Origin of the sequence: Rhizobium esperanzae (assembly GCF_002204185.1) — a bacterium.
In the GTDB taxonomy this organism is placed as follows: domain Bacteria; phylum Pseudomonadota; class Alphaproteobacteria; order Rhizobiales; family Rhizobiaceae; genus Rhizobium; species Rhizobium esperanzae.
Map to the genome: position 1 here is coordinate 106,878 of NZ_MXPU01000017.1, position 18,507 is coordinate 125,384.

Consider the following 18,507-nt stretch of genomic DNA (forward strand, 5'->3'; position numbering starts at 1 on the left):
ACCAGTCTTAATTTTCAGGTTCAAGCATGATTGTCGCCAAGGGCGGCAGCGTGATCGAGCAGGTGATATTGCCGCCGGCATCGACGGCCTGCACGCGCCCGCCATTGCCCTTGCCGCTGCCGCCATAGATGTCGGCATCGGTATTCAGAATCTCCCGCCAGCGGCCTGCGGAAGGCAGGCGTAACAAGTAGTTCTCGCGGTAGACGGGCGTAAAGTTGGTTATGATGACGATCGGCTTCTGGCCCGGCGCCTTGCGCTGCCAGGCGAAGACGGAATTCTCGCTGTCGTCGGCAATCAGCCATTCGAAGCCTTCGCCCTCGCAGTCACGCTCATGCAGGGCGGGTTTGCTGCGATAGGTGAAGTTGAGGTCGCGCACCAGGCGCCGCATGCCCTCGTGCATACGGTATTGCAGCAGGTTCCAGTCGAGCGACCGATCCTCGCTCCATTCGCTCCACTGGGCGAATTCCTGGCCCATGAACAACAGCTTCTTGCCGGGATAGCCCCACATATAAGCGTAATAGGCGCGCAGATTGGCGAACTTCTGCCAGTCGTCGCCCGGCATCTTGGCGATCAGCGAGCCCTTTCCGTGAACGACCTCGTCGTGCGACAGCGGCAGGACGAAATTTTCCGAATAGGCGTAGAGGAGGCCGAAGGTGAGCTCATTATGGTGGTGCTTGCGGTGCACCGGGTCGCGCTTCATGTAGCTCAGCGTGTCGTGCATGAAGCCCATATTCCATTTGAAGCCGAAGCCGAGGCCGCCTTCATGCACGGGTTGCGAGACTTTCGGCCAGGAGGTCGATTCCTCGGCAATGGTCATGACGTTGGAATGCTGGCCGTAGATGCGGATGTTGAGGTCCTGCAGAAAGCGGACGGCTTCGAGGTTCTCGTTGCCGCCATATTCGTTCGGGATCCATTCGCCATGCTTGCGGGAATAATCGAGATAGAGCATCGAGGCGACGGCATCGACGCGCAGGCCGTCAAGATGGAACTTCTCGGCCCAATAGAGGGCGTTGTTGACCAGATAGGAAACCACTTCAGTGCGGCCGAAATTATAGATTGCCGTGTTCCAGTCCGGATGGAAGCCCTTGCGCGGGTCTTCGTGCTCGTAGAGCGCCGTGCCGTCAAACCAGCCGAGGCCGTGTTCGTCGGTCGGGAAATGTGCCGGCACCCAGTCGAGAATGACGCCAATACCGACCTTGTGGCAGCCGTTGACGAAACGGGCGAAGCCTTCCGGCTCGCCGAAGCGGGCGGTCGGGGCGTAAAGGCCGGTCGTCTGATAGCCCCAGGAAGGGTCGTATGGATGCTCTGTGATCGGCAGGAATTCGATATGAGTGAATCCCATGTCGACGCAGTAGGGGATGAGACTGGAGGCGAGCTCGTCCCAGGACAGCATGGTGCCGTCCTGCCGGCGCTGCCAGGAGCCGGCATGCACCTCATAGATCGAGATCGGCTGACGGCGCTTGTCGGTTTCGCGCCAGTGCTTCAGATGGGCCTCGTCCTCCCAGACCTGCTCCAGTTCGGCAGCGGCGATCGAGGCGGTCTTGGGTCTGAGCTCGCTGCGGCGGGCGAAGGGATCGGCCTTCAGCGGCAGCAACACGCCGTCGTGGCCGCGAATTTCGAACTTGTAGGCGACGCCGAGCGGCACATCGGGAGCGAAGATTTCCCAGATGCCGCTGTCGGCGCGGAAGCGCATGACATGGCGGCGGCCGTCCCAGCCGTTGAAATCGCCAACCACGGAGACGCGCTGGGCGTTCGGCGCCCAGACCGCGAAGTGGATGCCCTGCGCGCCGTCATGGTTGATGAGATGGGCGCCCATCTTGTCGAACAGGCGCAGATGCGAACCTTGGCGGGCGAAATAATCGTCCATCGGCCCGAGCACCGGCCCGAAGCTGTAGGGGTCGGTGACCGCCCATTCGGCGTCGCCGCGCCGGGCGCGGTAGCGCACCGGCTGCAGTTTGGCGAGTGAAACCGGCCCGGCGAAGAGGCCATCGGCGTGGAGTTGGTTCAATTCGCCGACAATCCCGCCATCGAGGGTCATGGCGGTCACTTCCTCCGCACCCGGGATGAAGCACCGGGCAACGAAAGCCTCGCCGGCTTGGTGCACACCTAGGACGGCAAAGGGATTGGAATGCGAGCCGGCAAGGATCGCCGTGATTTCATCTGCCGAAATTTCCCAGGAAAGCTTTACTTCAGGGACGGTTTTCGGCGTTTTCATCCGGCTCTCCAGATTTCGTCTGCATATTGCCTGATCGTGCGATCGGAGGAGAACCAGCCCATCCGTGCCGTATTGTTGATCGTCTTCGTGTACCAGGCGGACTGGTTGGTCCAGATCTGATCGACGTCGCGCTGGGCCTGGGCATAAGCGTCGAAATCGGCGGCGACCATGAACCAGTCATGCGAATAGATCCCGTCGATCAGCGCCGTGTAGCGATTGCGGTCGTCGGGCGAGAAGACGCCGGAGCCGATGGCTGAAAGCGCCTGGGAGAGTTCGCGGGACCCTTCGATAATGGCGCGTGGATTGTGGCCGTCGCTGCGGACTTTGGCGACCTCATCAGCTCTGAGGCCGAAGATGACGATGTTGTCTTCGCCGACATTGTCGCGCATTTCGACATTGGCGCCGTCGAGCGTGCCGATCGTCAGCGCTCCATTGAGACCGAACTTCATGTTGCCGGTGCCGGACGCTTCCATGCCGGCGGTCGAGATCTGCTCGGAAAGGTCGGCCGCCGGAACCATGACTTCGGCGAGCGAGACATTGTAGTTGGGCACGAAGACGACCTTCAGCAGCCCGCGCACCGCCGGATCGTTGTTGATCGTGCGGGCGACGTCATTGATCAGCTTGATGATCAGCTTGGCATTGTAATAGCTCGGCGCCGCCTTGCCGGCGAAGAGTTTCACGCGCGGCACCCAGTCCAGCTCCGGATGCGAGCGGATCTGGTCGTAGAGGGCGACGGCTTCGATGATGTTCAGAAGCTGGCGCTTGTATTCGTGAATGCGCTTGATCTGGATGTCGAACATCGCCGACGGGTCGAGCTTCACGCCCATGCGGCTGGCGACGAGATTGGAAAGCGCTACCTTGTTGGCCCGCTTCACCGCCGCGAACTTCTGCTGGAAGGTCGGATCGGAAGCATGTGCCTCGAGCGGGCGAAGCTTTTCGGCATCATCGAGGAACGCATCGCCGATCGCCTCGCGGATCAGACCGGTGAGGCCGGGATTGCACTGCTGCAGCCAGCGGCGCGGCGTGATGCCGTTGGTCTTGTTGTTGATGCGGTCGGGATAGAGCTTGTGCAGGTCGGCAAAAACCGTGACCTTCATCAGGTCGGTGTGCAGGGCCGAGACGCCGTTGATCGAGTGCGAACCGATGAAGGCGAGATTGCCCATGCGCACGCGGCGGTCGCCGCTTTCCTCGATCAGCGAGATCGAGCGGATTTCGCTGTCGGAGAAGTTCTTACCCTTGCGGGCTTCGAGCAGGATCTTGGCATTGATCGCGTAGACGATCTGCATGTGGCGCGGCAGCAGGCGCTCGAACAGCGGAACCGGCCAGCTTTCCAATGCTTCCGGCAGAAGCGTGTGGTTGGTGTAGGAAAAGGTGCGGCGGGTGATATCCCAGGCTTGGTCGAAATCCATGCCGTGCACGTCGCAGAGCAGACGCACCAGTTCAGCGACCGAGACGGCCGGATGGGTGTCGTTCAGCTGAATGGCCACCTTGTCCGGCAGCGAGGTAAAGTCGTCATATTGCTGCAGGTGGCGGCGCAGAATGTCCTGCAGCGAGGCCGACGAGAAGAAGAATTCCTGGCGTAGCCGCAATTCCTGACCGGCAGGGGTTGCATCCGCAGGATAGAGGACGCGGGTCAGGCTTTCGGCCTTGTTGCTTTCGCGCAGCGCGCCGATGTGGTCGCCGGCGTTGAAGGCATCGAGCAGGATTGGATCGATCGGCTGCGCCGACCAGAGGCGCAGCGTGTTGACGCGTTTTCCCCGCCAGCCGACCACCGGCGTGTCGAAGGCGGCAGCGATGACGCGCTCGGCCGGCTTCCAGACATAGCGCGGCTGGTCGTCATGGGTGGTGATGAATTCGACGGCGCCGCCGAAACCGATTTCATAGGCGCTCTCGCGGCGCTCGAATTCCCAAGGATTGCCGTGGGCGAGCCAATTTTCCGGCAGTTCCACCTGCCAGCCGTCGGCCATCTGCTGACGGAAGAGGCCGTGAACGTAGCGGATGCCATAGCCATAGGCCGGAACGTCGACCGTCGCCATGCTTTCCATGAAACAAGCGGCGAGACGCCCGAGGCCGCCATTGCCGAGCGCGGCGTCCGGCTCCAGGCCGGCGATGACATTGACGTCGACGCCGAGGGAGCTAAGAGCATCGCGCACCTCTTCCATCAGGCCGAGGTTCGAGACGGCATCGCGCATCAGGCGGCCGATCAGGAACTCGAGAGAAAGATAATAGACGCGCTTGGCTCCGGTCGCATAGACCTCACGGGTGGAGGCCATCCACTTGTCGATGATGCGGTCGCGCACCACCAGGATCGTCGCCGTCAGCCAGTCATGCGGCTTTGCCACCTTGGCGTCCTTGCCGATGCGGTAGGTCAGGCGTTCGATGATTTCTTCAGCGAGAATTTCCGGCCTTGAGCTGCGGGGAGCGGGAGAGGGGATAACCGGCTTGGAAACGGTATTCATGGTCAGATCTCGCCAATTTTAATTTGGTATCAGGGTGTTAATGCCCGATTTAATCGATTTGTCGCCTGCGCTTGCGACAGTTTATGCATCGTTAGGAAGCACTTGCAACAAAGGATTTGGACAAACGAAAAATTTGCGAAACCTTCATGTTCACATTGCTCGGGAGGATTGATTTCAATCGTCTTTCCCGATCTGAAGGCCGGCAGCAACAGCGAAAAGCCGCGCCGGTTTGTTCCGGCGCGGCTTTTCCTTTGCCCTTTGTCGTGGCTGTAGCTCAGTTCGTCAGACGTGTCAGCTGAGCGGAGGCCTTCGCACCGATCGCCTGAAAGGCGGCAAGGAGGTCTTCCATTTTTTCAGCCTGGAAATAATGGGAGTCGTCGGAGGCGCAATAATGCAGCAGCGCCTGCCCCCCTGCTGGTGCCATAAAGGCAATCGTATAGATTTCGATGCCTTTCGCTTTCGCGTCGTCGCATGTCTTCTTCGTTGCGGTGTCGTAGGAACGGCCGCCGCTGCTATCATTGTTGTTGTCGCCGTCCGTCATGAAGACGATGTACTTCTTGGGCACTTGCCCGGTTTTCTGCTGATGGGCGGCGTTTTCGACGTCATTCCCGGCAGCGTTCTTAGCCGTCAGAGACAAATAGGCCGTGTTCATTGCGCCGCTGGAGTTCGTGCCGCCTCCTGACTGAAGCGCGTTGACGTAGTTTGAGGCAGCGGCGGTCCCCCAGGCGAGACTGCTGGCGGTGTATTCAACGATATCGTAGGATACCGCGCCTGTGCGTACATATTCGGCATTGGGATCCGCGCTATTGAGCTGACCGAAGAGATTGCCGGCGGCGAGCTTCAGCGCTTCTATCTTTGTGTAGAAACGCGTACGCGTGCCGGTGCAGGTGTCGTAGACTGTCCTGCCGCCATTGTTCAGATGAGGATTGCACTTGTAGGTGAAGGATTCCGTCACGACAGTTGTGGTCGGATCTCCCATCGACCCCGATTTGTCGAGTGCGAGGAACATGGAGATCGAGCCTTGGGTCTCTGAATGACCACCGACCGTCGTGCCGGTGGTCGAGAGATGCTGCGTGCTGAAGCCGACTGCCTGCATGAGCGGGTTGACCGTGAGGTCGTAACTCGGCGAAACCGTTACTTGGTAGGATGTCGATTTGCCCGATGTCGTTGTTTGGACATTGACGCTCGTCGTGCTCTTGATGTCGGTACCGCTCTGCAGATAATTCGCCATCTGCCCGGCGACGAAATTCCGGGCGAAGGCTTCGGCCTCAGAGGTTTGGATCGTGCCATTCGCCAGTGCGGTGGCGGTCGCAAGCGCCGCCGAATCGGCTGCTTCCTGCAATTGCTGTTTCGAGAGCAGCATATCACCGACCTGGATCGCCATGCCGGCAGCACCGAGAAGAACCGGCGCCAAAATCGCCGTCATGATACCGAAATTACCGCCTCGATCGCTGAACATGCGACGCAGGCAGGGACGCAAAAACGAGGTGCTCATCATGTTCACCCAACTGGAAACCCTGTGAGGTGATTTACGCACGCTGCCTCTTTACGCAGTCCTTACGGCGTCAATAGAATTTTAACGAATCGGCTAATTTTTCCAGTTTTGGGATTATTTCAGCGGGATGACATCGACCGCCTGAACGGCGCGCTGGCCGCCATAGCTTTTCAATACGCCGATGACGGGGACGACATCGGAATAGTCCCGTCCATAGGCGACGACGATATGGTCCATACCGGCCGGAATGTTGTTGGTCGGGTCGAGCTCGATCCAGCCGATCGTCTCGCCGCACCAGACCCGCACCCAGGCATGCATGGCGTCTGCCCCTTCCAGCCGTTCCTTGCCGGGGGGCGGAATGGTGCGCAGGAAACCGGAGACGTAGCCGGCCGGAATGCCGAGGCTTCTGAGCGCCAGGATCATGATGTGGGTGAAATCCTGGCAGACGCCGCGTTTGAGCCTGAACGCTTCGAGCGGAGTTGTGTCCACTGTCGTCGCGTCGGAATCGTAGGTGAAATCCTTATTGATGCGGGCGCAGAGCGCATGAGCGATCTGCATGGCTGTCAGCTGGGGCGTGACGCAGCTTCGTGCATAATCGCCAATCTCGCGCGCCTGCGTCAGGCGCGGGCTGTCGCCGAGAAAGTGATGCGGTGAATCCGGCGCCAGCGACCAGACGTCTGATATTTCTTCCGGCAGGTCGGCAAGCAGCGGAGAGAAATCAGCGGCGATCGGCTGGCTTTCGACCTGCACACGGGCCTGCATGCGAATGTCGAGCGTCTCGTGCGGCGTCCGCAGCATGAAAGAGGTGGCGGGATGTTGAAAGAAATCGACGAAATGCGATTGCTCGTCCGGTGTCGGGGAGACTGTGATCGAGCCGGCGACCAGGCGTTGGCGGTTGCTCAGCGACAGCGGCATCAGTCGCATGATATGGCGAGCGCCGGAGGCCGGCACATCGTAGCTATAACTCATGCGGAGCGAGAGATCGTAAAGCACGCCGTCACCCGAGATAGGTCTGGGCGAGCAGATCGGAAAGCTGCTCCAATTCGCGTTCGAGCCGCTGGTAGACCTCGACTCCCATGCCCTCCGGCGTCATCACCGCCAGGCCGGAATGAAGCCGCATCGCCTCCCGGTAGAAGGGCGACATCTGGCCATTGATCAGGGCGTTCGGCAATTGCTCGACCTCATGGTGGATCTCGTTCACCTGGAAGAGGACCGAGCGAGGATTGAGGGGATCGAGCGCCAACAGGTCGGTGACGGTCAGCCGCGCGGTATTGACGTTGTAGCGGCGACGGTGGGTCATGACGCTGTCGCCGATCTCGAGCAGCATGTCGAGCGCGCCGTCGGGCGCTTCCGGGCCGGACATGTGGCCGAGCAGGCGCGTCATGTGCAGGCCGCGCTCGATATAGCGGCCGAGCGAGAGGAAGCGCCAGCCCATGAAGCGGTACATGTTTTCGTGCACGAGGCCGGCAAAGCCCGCGAGCTTGCGCAGGAGGATCGTCATCGCATGGCTGGCGTCATCGCCGGCCGTGACGGTGGCGTGAAACCGCCGGGCGGTTTTGGCGAGATCGTTGAGGGCGAGCCAACCATCGGGCGAGAAGCGGTCGCGGATGTTGCTGGCCGAATAGACGGCGCTGTCGATGTTGCGCAGGAGCCTCTCGGGCACGGGCTCGGCGGTATCGATATCGAGGGCCGCGAGATAGGCTGAGACATCGGCGAGCAGCGGCTGGCTCGGATCGGCAGCTTCGGCAAAACGCGCATGCCAGGCGCGCAGGATGCGCAACGCACCTTCGGCGCGTTCGATGTAGCGGCCGAGCCAGAACAGATTGTCGGCCGCCCGGCTCGGCAGGCTGCCCGGCATGTTGCGGGTGAAGCTGCCTTCCGCCGGCAGCAGGGTGTGGCGCTCGACCGGCTTGTCGCTGACGATCCAGACGTCGGCAGCTGCTCCGCCAGACTGCATGGCGATCGCCGAGACGTCGGCGCCGGAGCCGATGCGGGCAAAACCGCCGGGCATGATCTGCCAGCCGTCTGCCGTGCGGGCAGCGAAAACGCGCAGCGACATCGGCCGCGGCACGAGTTTGCCGTTCACCCAGGCGGGCGTCGTCGATAGCGTGACGACTTCCTGGCCGACCAGTTTCGGGCCGTCCGAGTTGAGCCAGTCGGCAATGGAGTCCTTGGCGGTTGCCCGCAGCGACGAGCCGAGGACGGATTCGCCGTTGTCATCGAAGAAGGGGGCGCGGGAATAGGCCGGGCCGATCACCATTTTCTCGATATTCTTGGCGACCTGCTCGCGCTCTTCCTTCTGGCCGCACCACCAGGTGGCGATCGACGGCAGTTTCAGATCCTGCCCGAGCAGATGCCGGCAGATGGTCGGCATGAAGGCCAGAAGCGCCCGGGTTTCGAGAATGCCGGTGCCGAGCGCATTGACGATGGTGACGCTTTCGGCGCGCAGCGCCTCCACCAGACCGGGCGTGCCGATATGCGAATTCTGGTTCAGCTCCAGCGGGTCGGCAAAGGCCGAGTCGAGGCGGCGCCAGAGCACGCCGATCGGCTTCAGGCCGGCGACGGTGCGGACCATGACGCGGCCTTTGACGACGGCGAGATCCTCACCCTCGAGCAGCATGAAGCCGAGATAGCGGGCGATGTAGGCGTGTTCGTAATAGGTCTCGTTGGCGGGACCTGGCGTCAGGACGGCGATGCGGTCGTCGCCCGAATGTTTCATGTCCTGCAGCGCATCGCGGAAGGCGCCGAAGAAGGAGGCGAGGCGGTGGACGGGCGTTTCGGCGTAGATATCCGAGAAGGCTCGGGTCGTCGCGACGCGGTTTTCAAGTGCAAAGCCGGCGCCGGAGGGAGCCTGAGTGCGGTCTGCCAGCACCCACCAATTGCCGTCAGGCCCACGGCCGATCTCGAAGGCGCAGAAGTGAAGATAGTGGCCGGATGCCGGCCGGATGCCGGCCAGCGGGCGCTGAAATTCGGAATTGGCGGCGATCAGCGCCGGCGGCAGGAATCCTTCCTCCACAAGCCGGTTCTCCCCGTAGATATCGGCAATGATCGCCTCCAGCAGGTCGGCGCGCTGGACGAGGCCTGCCGACAGCGCCTGCCATTCGCGCTCATCGATCAGCACCGGGATATGCGAGATCGGCCAGGCGCGTTCGCCGGTACCCTTGCTGCCATAGGCACGGTAGAAGACGCCGGCGTCTCTGAGGTACCGGTCGGCGCGGGCGAAGCGCTCCGCGAGATCCCTTTCCGGCATTGCGCCGAGATGCGAGAGGAAACGCTGCCAGACGGGGCGGACCCCGCCTTTATTGTCCACCATTTCGTCGGCGGTGTCGGGAAGCGGCGCATAGCCGAAGGCCGCATCCTTGCCGATGCTGCTCTCCGCCTCTTCCCTGCGCTCCAATGCCGGTCTCTTACCCATCAAACCCCAACTTCAACCCTCGGCCTCTAGCCCCGGTCCTCAAATGCCGGCGGGCCGCCTCAGATCCAGCGTCAGCGGGAATTCCGGCGAACCCGTCTCGGCGCGCGGGATAAAACCGCCCGCCGTATGCCCCCACGGCTCGAAGCGGGCGAGCCGCCTTGCTTCCGCCTCGTTGCCGTTGACCGGGAAGGTGTCATAGGTCCGGCCGCCCGGATGGGCAACATGATAGATGCAGCCGCCAATCGAACGTTTCGACCATGTATCATAAATATCAAAAGTCAAAGGTGTGTTGACCGGCAACACCGGATGCAAGCCTGAGGCCGGTTGCCATGCCTTGTAGCGGACGCCGGCGACCGATACGCCCGACGTGCCGGTCGGCGTCAGCGGCAGGACGCGGCCGTTGCAGGTGACGGTGTAGCGCGCGGTATTGCTTGTTTCGAAGCGTAGCTGCAGGCGTTCGACGGACGAATCGACATAGCGCACCGTGCCGCCGATCGCGCCTTGCTCACCCATGACGTGCCAGGGTTCCAGCGCCTGCCGCAGTTCCAGCTTCGATCCTTCATATTCGACCTCGCCGCAGAAGGGGAAGCGGAATTCGAGCTGGGCTTTGAACCATCCAGGGCTGAGATTGAAGCCGTTTTCGCGCAAGTCCGCCAGCACATCGAGGAAGTCGGCCCAGACATAATGCGGCAGCATGAAGCGGTCGTGCAGCGAGGTTCCCCAGCGTACAAACTTGCCGTCGGCCGGATTCATCCAGAAGCGGGCGATCAGCGCACGCACCAACAATTGCTGCGCCAGCGACATGCGGGCATTCGGCGGCATCTCGAAACCCCGGAATTCCACGAGACCGAGGCGACCCGTCGGGCCATCGGGCGAGAAGAGCTTGTCGATGCAGATTTCAGCGCGGTGGGTATTGCCGGTCACGTCGATCAAGAGGTTGCGGAACAGGCGATCGATGAGCCAGGGCAAAGGCTGCTGGCCACGGCCGGGCGCCGGGATCTGCGCCAGTGCGATTTCCAGCTCGTAGAGGCTGTCGTGACGGGCCTCATCGATGCGCGGCGCCTGGCTGGTTGGGCCGATGAACAGGCCGGAGAAGAGGTAGGACAGCGACGGATGGCGTTGCCAGTGCAACACCAGGCTCTTCAGAAGGTCGGGGCGGCGCAGGAAAGGACTGTTGTTCGGGTTGCTACCGCCTACGACGACATGGTTGCCGCCGCCGGTGCCGGTGTGGCGGCCGTCGATCATGAACTTGTCGGCGCCGAGACGGCTCTGGCGAGCCTCCTCGTAGATGGCAGTGGTGATGTCGACCGTCTCTTTCCATGTCGAGGACGGATGAATGTTGACCTCGATGACGCCGGGATCCGGGGCGACGCGGATGACGTTGATGCGCTCGTCCTGCGGCGGCGGATAGCCTTCGATGTGAACGGCGAGGCCGAGGGCGGCTGCCGCTCGTTCGGTGGAGGCAATGAGATCGAGATAATCTTCGAGCGTTTCTGTGGGCGGCATGAAGACGCAGAGGCGGCCGTCGCGCGGCTCGACGGAAAGCGCGGTGCGGACGTGGCCGCCGATCTCGTTCAACGATTGGGGTGCCGCCGGCTGCTGGCCGGTGAAAGGCTCGAAGTGCGCGGCTTGCAGCGGACGCCCGCTATCCTCGCCGAAATCCGGCAGTTCGGGGCGCTGCACAAACGGATCGAGCGGGTTGATATAGGGATATTGCGAGGGCGGGATATAGGCGAGCGAATTGAGCGGCAGACGATAGCCGACCGGACTGTCGCCCGGCACGAGGAAGATGCGGCCGCGCCGCGTCGACCATTTCTCGCTCGTCCATGTGCGGCCGCTGGCGCGTGCATTCCATGCCTGAACAGGCAGGACGTAGCCGGTCGGCCGGGTCAGTCCGCGATCGAAGACACGGGCGATACGGCTGCGTTCCTCGGCGTCCTTGAGCTTGGAATTCGCCGGATCCACATTCTCCGGCAGGTTCGCTTCCTTGGTGAGCCATTCGGCGGGATCCTCGAAGGCCGGCGCGACATATTCGGGGGAAACATCCAGCTCGCCGGCAATCGCCGTCAGCAGCCGGCCGGCATCATCCTCCGTGACCTCATAATTGCGGCCCTCGGTGGCGACGAGATTGTCATCGGACCAGATCGGCAAGCCATCCTTGCGCCAGTAGAGCGAGAAGGTCCAGCGTGGCAGGCTTTCGCCCGGATACCATTTGCCCTGGCCGTAATGCAGGAAACCGTTCGGGGCGAAGCGGGTGCGAAGCCGGCGGATGAGCGCGTCCGCCTTTTCGCGCTTGGTCGGGCCGACGGCCTCGGTGTTCCATTCGGCGGATTGAAAATCGTCGATCGAGACGAAGGTCGGCTCGCCGCCCATGGTGAGGCGCACATCCTCGGCTTCGAGGATGCGATCGACCTTCTCGCCGAGTTCGTTGAGTTCGTTCCAGCTCTCATCGGAGAAGGGCTTGGTGATGCGCGGATGCTCGGCAACGCGCGAGACCTTCATATCGAAGGCAAATTCGGTTTCGGCCTCGCCGAAATAACCGCCGGAAATCGGAGCGGCGTTGCGATAGTGCGGCGTTGCTGCAAGCGGGATATGGCTTTCGCCGGTCAGAAGGCCGGAGGTCGGATCGAGGCCAACCCAGCCGGCACCGGGCAGATAGACCTCGGCCCAGGCATGCAGGTCGGTGAAATCGACTTCGGTCCCGGAGGGCCCGTCGAGCGCCTTCAGGTCAGGTGTCAGCTGGATGAGGTAGCCGGAGACGAAGCGGGCGGCAAGGCCGAGGTGGCGCAGGATCTGGACGAGCAGCCAGCTGGTGTCGCGGCAGGAGCCCTTGGCGTTTTCCAGCGTCTCTTCCGGCGTCTGCACACCGGCTTCCATGCGGATGACATAACCGATCTGCCGCTGCAGGCGGGCATTCAGGCCGACGACCATATCGATCGTCGGCTGGCCTGGCGACCAATCGAGCGTCGGCAGCAGCGCCTTGAGACGCGGGCCGGCCGGCTCCGACGTCATGTAGATCGACAGATCCTCCCGGATGGTTTCAGGATAATCGAACGGCCACTTGGTCGCCTCCTCCTCGACGAAGAAATCGAAGGGATTATAGACCGTCATGTCGGCGACGAGGTCGACCTCGATCTTGAATTCCGTCACCGGGTCCGGGAAGACGAAGCGGGCGAGGTAATTGCCGTAAGGGTCCTGCTGCAGATTGACGAAGTGGTTGGAGGGGGTGACCTTCAACGAGTGGCTGAGCACCCGCGTCTTCGAATGCGAGGCCGGTTTCAACCGGATGATCTGTGGGCCGAGCCGGACCGGTTTGTCATAGGTATAATGCGTCAGGTGATAGATGCTGGCTTTGATCGACATATTTCTCTTTTTATCCGGCGCGCATCATTGTGCGGCTTGCTGTTCCCGAAGCCAGTGTGTGCAATGCAGCGAAAGAAAGCAAGGGCGGAAGGCCGAGGACCCGGCGGCTTTTACGCCGCCTTGGCGAAGGTGACCCCCGCCTTCAGGCCCTTGCCGCCCGCGCCTGGCTCCAGCGTCAACGCGGCGTTGAAAAGATTGGCGATTTCTTCGACGATCGGCAGGCCGAGGCCAGCGCCGGGCGCGCCGGAATCATTGCCGCGCGAAAAGCGCCTGCGGACTGCCTCCAGCTTCTCGCTGGGAATACCGGGACCATTGTCCTCGACTTCGAGGCGAACCGTGTCGGCGGCTGCGATGATGCGGACGGTGACCTCAGCCCCTTTGCCGGCATAGGCGATGGCGTTGCCGGCGAGGTTGCGCAGCATCTCCCCGATCAGCAGAGGCTCGGCGCGGATCATGGCCGGGCTTTCGCCCTCGAAGCCGAGATCGATGCCGGCGACGGCGGCCGCCGGGATCTGCTCACCGGTGATTTCCTGGGCGATGGCCGCAAGATCGATGGCGGAGGCGGTCAGCGCCTCCTTGGCCGCGGCGGCGTCGATCTTCGCCATCAGCAGAAGCTGGGCAAGGATGCGTTCGGCATGCGCCACGGCCTGGTCTCCCTTCAGCGCTGCCGCCTGGGCTTCATCAAGCGTGCCGGCGCGGGCCGAAAGGGCGAGCTGGGTACGGATGATCGCCAGCGGCGTGCGTAGCTGATGGCTGGCATTGCCGGTGAAATTGCGCAGCGCATCGAGAGCCGACTGCAGGCGGACCATGAAGGAATTGACCGTATCGACTAGCGGCTCGACCTCGCTCGGCACGGTTTGTTCAATCGGATGCAGATCGTCAGGACTGCGTTCGCCGATGGCGTCGCCGAGCTTGTAGAGCGGGCGGAGCGCCACCGTGACCGATATCCAGACGATGACCGCCGCGCCCAAGATCATGAAGGCGAGACGCAGCGCCGAACGCACGAGAATCGCCTGCGTCAATTGCCGGCGTGCGATGGTGGTTTCGGCGACCGTCACGACGAAGGGCACGGAGCGGATGCCGGTCGAAGCCGAACGCTCGAGGGTGGCGATGCGGATCGGCTCGCCGCGAAAGCTGTCGTCGGCAAAGGCCGCGGCATTGCCGGGCGTCTTCTTCAGGACCGGCAGGGATTGATAGCCGGTGATGAATTGACCCGGAGGGCCGTCAACGCGGTAGAAGACCCGGTCCTGCGCGGCCGAGGTCAGCATTTCAAGGGCGACATAGGGAATGTCGACCTGCAATGTCCCGTCTTCGGCGACGACGACGCGTTCGGCAATTGCCAGAGCAGAGCCGGCGAGCACCCGGTCGGAGACGATATTCGACGTCTTGACCGCCTCACGATAGGTATCGGCGAGCGCCAGCGTGCCGATGACGGCGGTCGAGATGAGCAGCCAGAAGAGCAGCCGGCGCCTGAGGGAATAGGCTGATTTCATGAAGCCTCGGGCAGCTTGTCGAGATAGTAGCCGATGCCGCGGGCGGTCTTGACCGTCAGGCCGTACGGCGAGAGGCGTTTCCTCAGCCGGCTGACATATTGCTCGATCGCGTTTGCGGAAATGTCGTCGTCAAAGGCCGTCAGCGACTGGATGATCGCCTCCTTGGCCATGACCTTGCCGGCCCGCATGAAGAGGATTTCGAGCAAGCCGAGTTCGCGGGCGGGAATATCAAGGGGGGTGTCGCCCGATGAAAAGGTGCGGGAATTGAGGTCGAAGGAAATGCCGCCGAAGCCGACGGTCGCCGAACGCAGCCCGGCCTGGCGGCGCAGCAGCACGCGAACGCGGGCCTCAAACTCGGCGATATCGAAGGGTTTGATCAGATAATCGTCGGCACCGAGATCGAGACCTTTCACCCTTTCTTCCGGCGTGCCGCGCGCCGTCAGGATCAGCACGGCTGCCTGGTTCTGCCGGGCGCGCATGGCGCGCAGCACGTCGAGCCCGTCCATTTCGGGCAGGTTGAGGTCGAGAATGACAAGATCGAAGTTTTCGGCGGCGATCACTGCATTGGCGGATGCGCCGTCATGGACGACGTCGACGGCATGGCCCGTGCCGCGCAAGATCGCCGACAGGCCGTCGGCCAGTGCGATATTGTCTTCTGTGAGCAGGATGCGCACGGATGTTCCCTCTGTTTTCAAAGGAGATTACAGAGGTGGCGGAGCGATGTCATAGCGATTTTCAAAATTCGGTGAATGGCCGAGAACGGGATTTCAACTCCCGGTCCTCTCGATCCGCTCACGTTCCGTCATTGCGATCGCCAACAATTTCCGGAAGCGAGGATCGTCGCGGATGTTGTCGAGGTCGGAATCATTGTTGAACCATTTGATGTGATAGACGGAGCTGTGCGGCAGCAGCTTCTCGAGCAGGTCGATTGCTTGGTCGGTATCGCCGAGGACGGAATAGACGCAGGCAAGATTATACTGGGCGACGATGTCGTCGGGATCGATGGCGATCGCGCGGGCGGCCCAGTCGCGTGCCCGCGTTGCATCGCCGAGATGAGCAAGCGCCAGCGCGCCGCGATGGGCCGGGCCGGAGTTTTCGGGATTGAGATTCAACGCACGTTCGGCGCGCAGCAGGCCGAGCCGCGCCCAGTTTTCCGTATCCACCGGACGGCCAAGCGAGCGGTAGGCCGTCATCAGATGAATCGGCGAGACGTAGTCGTCAGGGCGGATTTCGGCGGCGCGGGTGAAATATTGAACGGATTCGGCAAAGTTGCCGCGCATAAAGAAGAACCGGGCGTAATGGAAATTCGCCTCAAAGAGGTTCGGGTCGAGCGTGAGGGCACGTTCGAAGGCGGCCGCCGCCCGATCATCGAGGCCGCTTTGATGCAGCGCCAAGCCATGCGAGGCATGAGCTTCGGGAAGATCGGGATCGAGCTGAAGCGCCCGAGCGCTCATGTCGAGAATGCGCCTCAGCGGCACATCGTCAGGCGCCCAGTCGCGGATCGCAGCGTCGCAATCGGCGATGCCGGCATAGGCCCGGGCATAATCAGGGTCGAGTTCCACCGCCTTGCAGAACATGCGCCTTGCGAGCTGCAGGTAGGATTTCGTCCAGCTGTGGGAGAGCTGGCGACCCCTGAGATAATAGGTGTAGGCCTCGACATTGGCCGTCGGTTCGTTGGCGATCGCCTTCTTCTCCTCCGGCAGCAGGCGCACCCTCAGCTGGCTGACGATCGCCTGTGTGATCTCGTCCTGAATCGCAAAGATGTCGGTGAGATCGCGGTCGTAACGCTCGGCCCAGAGATGGTCGCCATTGGCAGTGTCGATGAGCTGGCCGGAGATGCGTACGCGCTTGTCGAAGATGCGCACGCTTCCTTCGAGCACATAACGCACTCCGAGTTCCTGGGCGAGGCGCTTCAACTTCACCGATATGCCCTTGTAAGTAAAGATGGTGTTGCGCGGCACGACGTGCAGGCTCGAGATCTTCGAGAGATCGGTGATGATATCTTCGGTGATGCCGTCGGAAAAATAATCCTGATCGGCGTCGCCGCTCATATTTGTGAAGGGCAGCACGGCAATAAAGCAGGTATTGCGGTTCTGTGCCACCAGTCGGGTGGATGAGGGCGGCGCCAAGGTGACGGTGTAGACCTGAACGGGCTGCCTGATATTCTTCAGCATGTGCTCGCCGATGAATTCGAAGCCGAGATTGAGGCGCGAGCCGACCTGGTCGCGCACGGAGGCCGAGACGGCGATGCCGCCCGGTGCTGCGATACGCTCGAGCCTTGCGGCAAGATTGACGCCGTCGCCAAATATATCGCCGTTCTCGACGACGACATCGCCGAGATTGATGCCGATGCGGAATTCAACGCGCTCGTCCTTCGGCACGTTCTCGTTGCGGGCGGACATGCTGCGCTGTATTTCGGCGGCGCAGGCGACGGCATTCACCACGCTCTGGAATTCGGCAAGGATGCCATCGCCGGTGAGTTTGACGATCCGGCCCTTGTAGTCCGAAATACGAACGTCAACCAGCTCACAGCGATGACGGTTCAGCGCCTGCAAGGTGCCTGACTCATCAATGCCCATCAATCGGCTGTAGCCGACGACATCCGCAGCGAGAATAGCGCTCAGTCGTCGTTCCATGACCCCTCCCATGGGTCTTCCCAGAATAGTCTAACTTTTTTAGAGTTTTTTGTCGCGTATAGTCGTCTCCCGAAGAAGTAAATTCGGGCAGCTTCGACGTTTTGACGCGGCAGCGCACCCTATATCGTCTCCAATCTTCATCAATACTCAAAACGGGTAAAGGATGACGGGGAATCATAATCATTTATGGTCAAGGGGTGTCGGTCCGACACGTTGGCTGCTGCGGTTCCGTCGCAATACTGACCGCTCGCTGCAGGTCCGATCGCGCCCTTGCTCCTCCCGGCATGCTCAGGCATTGTTGCTGCATGAGGAGAATTTTCGTCTTGCTGCTGGCACGGGTTGCGTGCTCGCCGACCAAGCCTTCTATCCGGCGAAGTCGGGCAATACAGCCGCACCGGTGCTGACGGTCTATTCTTCGCTCGACGAGCCCTTGGCACAGCCGATGATCCGGGGGTTCCAGGAGGCCAATCCTGATGTCGCGGTCAGATATGAGGATATGCTGACCGGTGACATCTACGACCGGATCGTCAGGGAAACGGATGCCGGCGGCAAAACGGCGGATTTTGCCTTTTCCTCGGCGATGGACCTGCAGGTGAAGCTTTCCAACGACGGCTATGCGCAGGTCAGCAATCTGCCGATGAGTGCTGCCTGGCCGAAATGGGCGAATTGGCGCAATACCGCCTATGCGCTGACCTTCGAACCGGCGGTGTTCGTCTATCACAAGCCGAGCTTCGCGCACGAGCCGGTGCCGAGCTCGCGGGCGGAACTCGTCGACTATCTGAAGCGTAAGGGCAATGCGGTCTATGGCCGGATCAGCACTTACGATATCGAGCGCTCCGGTGTCGGCTTTCTCTTCATGGCGCGCGACCAGGAGCAATTCGGCGACATTTGGTCGGTGATCGGCGCGATGGGCGCGGCCGGCGTCAAACTTTACTCGACGAGCTCGGCGATCCTCGAACGCGTGGCCGACGGACGCTTCGTGCTCGGCTATAATATTCTCGGTTCCTACGCCGCTGACTGGGCTTCGCGGCACCCCGATGTCGGCATCGTGCTGCCGAAGGACTATACGGTGGTGATGTCGCGGATCGGGCTGGTGCCGCAGGCTGCGGCCGAGCCGGAACTCGGGCGCCGCTACCTTGCCTTTTTCATGTCGAAGGTGGGCCAGACAATCATGGCGCGCGAGCTGCAGATCCCAGCCGTCAGCCCGGAGGTGGCGGGGGAAAACACTGCCAATACGCTGCAGGAACTGCTCGGCGCCCAACTCCGACCGGTGCCGGTCAGTCCCGGGCTGATGGTCTATCTCGACCAGGTAAAGCGTGCGCGGCTGATCGCCCATTGGAACGAGGTTCTGCGGGCGCAGTGAAGAAGGCCAGCTTTCGGCCGCTTCATGACCTCAATATCTGTTACACCTCGGCGGGCTGCTGGCCCAAT

At 61.8% G+C, this 18,507-nt stretch carries 10 protein-coding genes; 1 reads left to right on the forward strand and 9 read right to left on the reverse strand.

Annotation, left to right across the window (positions count from 1 at the left end):
* Window positions 1-7: 7 nt before the first annotated feature.
* The 9 genes from glgB to B5E41_RS23240 form a co-directional block, all read right to left on the reverse strand.
* Window positions 8-2,215, reverse strand: a complete 2,208-nt coding sequence (gene glgB / locus B5E41_RS23200) for a 1,4-alpha-glucan branching protein GlgB (protein WP_088396224.1) — start codon at window positions 2,213-2,215, stop codon at window positions 8-10.
* Window positions 2,212-4,674 carry a glycogen/starch/alpha-glucan phosphorylase gene (locus tag B5E41_RS23205; RefSeq protein WP_064804959.1) on the reverse strand — a complete coding sequence of 821 codons (2,463 nt, stop codon included), beginning with the start codon at window positions 4,672-4,674 and terminating at the stop codon, window positions 2,212-2,214. The genes glgB and B5E41_RS23205 overlap by 4 nt, the downstream gene beginning before the upstream one ends.
* Window positions 4,675-4,948: 274 nt before the next feature.
* A complete protein-coding gene (locus B5E41_RS23210) occupies window positions 4,949-6,169 on the reverse strand; it encodes a TadE/TadG family type IV pilus assembly protein (protein ID WP_088396225.1) in 1,221 nt (406 codons plus the stop codon).
* Between the two features lie 114 nt (window positions 6,170-6,283).
* Window positions 6,284-7,162 (reverse strand): transglutaminase family protein, encoded by an 879-nt coding sequence (locus B5E41_RS23215; protein ID WP_085860463.1) that lies wholly within the window; start codon window positions 7,160-7,162, stop codon window positions 6,284-6,286.
* 4 nt (window positions 7,163-7,166) lie between these two features.
* Complete coding sequence (locus tag B5E41_RS23220; RefSeq protein WP_088396226.1) at window positions 7,167-9,584, reverse strand: circularly permuted type 2 ATP-grasp protein; 2,418 nt, start codon at window positions 9,582-9,584, stop codon at window positions 7,167-7,169.
* Window positions 9,585-9,623: 39 nt separating this feature from the next.
* Window positions 9,624-12,947, reverse strand: coding sequence for a transglutaminase family protein (locus B5E41_RS23225; RefSeq protein WP_088396227.1), 3,324 nt, complete (start codon window positions 12,945-12,947; stop codon window positions 9,624-9,626).
* A 110-nt stretch (window positions 12,948-13,057) separates the two neighbouring features.
* Entirely contained in the window at window positions 13,058-14,440 is a 1,383-nt protein-coding gene (locus B5E41_RS23230) for a sensor histidine kinase (RefSeq protein ID WP_088396228.1), read from the reverse strand.
* A complete protein-coding gene (locus B5E41_RS23235; RefSeq protein WP_088396229.1) occupies window positions 14,437-15,114 on the reverse strand; it encodes a response regulator in 678 nt (225 codons plus the stop codon). Before B5E41_RS23235 ends, B5E41_RS23230 begins: the two co-directional genes overlap by 4 nt.
* Before the next feature lie 93 nt (window positions 15,115-15,207).
* A complete protein-coding gene (locus tag B5E41_RS23240) occupies window positions 15,208-17,076 on the reverse strand; it encodes a TPR end-of-group domain-containing protein (RefSeq protein ID WP_088396230.1) in 1,869 nt (622 codons plus the stop codon).
* A gap of 301 nt (window positions 17,077-17,377) precedes the next feature.
* Here B5E41_RS23240 and B5E41_RS23245 point away from each other — a divergent pair, with 301 nt between their 5' ends.
* Window positions 17,378-18,439, forward strand: a complete 1,062-nt coding sequence (locus B5E41_RS23245) for an ABC transporter substrate-binding protein (protein WP_425350136.1) — start codon at window positions 17,378-17,380, stop codon at window positions 18,437-18,439.
* Window positions 18,440-18,507 lie beyond the last annotated feature (68 nt).

Coding starts and splice junctions, on each gene's coding strand:
- glgB (WP_088396224.1), bottom strand. CDS start 2,215: ATGAAAACGCCGAAAACCGTCCCTGAAGTAAAGCTTTCCTGGGAAATT.
- B5E41_RS23205 (WP_064804959.1), bottom strand. CDS start 4,674: ATGAATACCGTTTCCAAGCCGGTTATCCCCTCTCCCGCTCCCCGCAGC.
- B5E41_RS23210 (WP_088396225.1), bottom strand. CDS start 6,169: ATGAGCACCTCGTTTTTGCGTCCCTGCCTGCGTCGCATGTTCAGCGAT.
- B5E41_RS23220 (WP_088396226.1), bottom strand. CDS start 9,584: ATGGGTAAGAGACCGGCATTGGAGCGCAGGGAAGAGGCGGAGAGCAGC.
- B5E41_RS23225 (WP_088396227.1), bottom strand. CDS start 12,947: ATGTCGATCAAAGCCAGCATCTATCACCTGACGCATTATACCTATGAC.
- B5E41_RS23230 (WP_088396228.1), bottom strand. CDS start 14,440: ATGAAATCAGCCTATTCCCTCAGGCGCCGGCTGCTCTTCTGGCTGCTC.
- B5E41_RS23240 (WP_088396230.1), bottom strand. CDS start 17,076: ATGGAACGACGACTGAGCGCTATTCTCGCTGCGGATGTCGTCGGCTAC.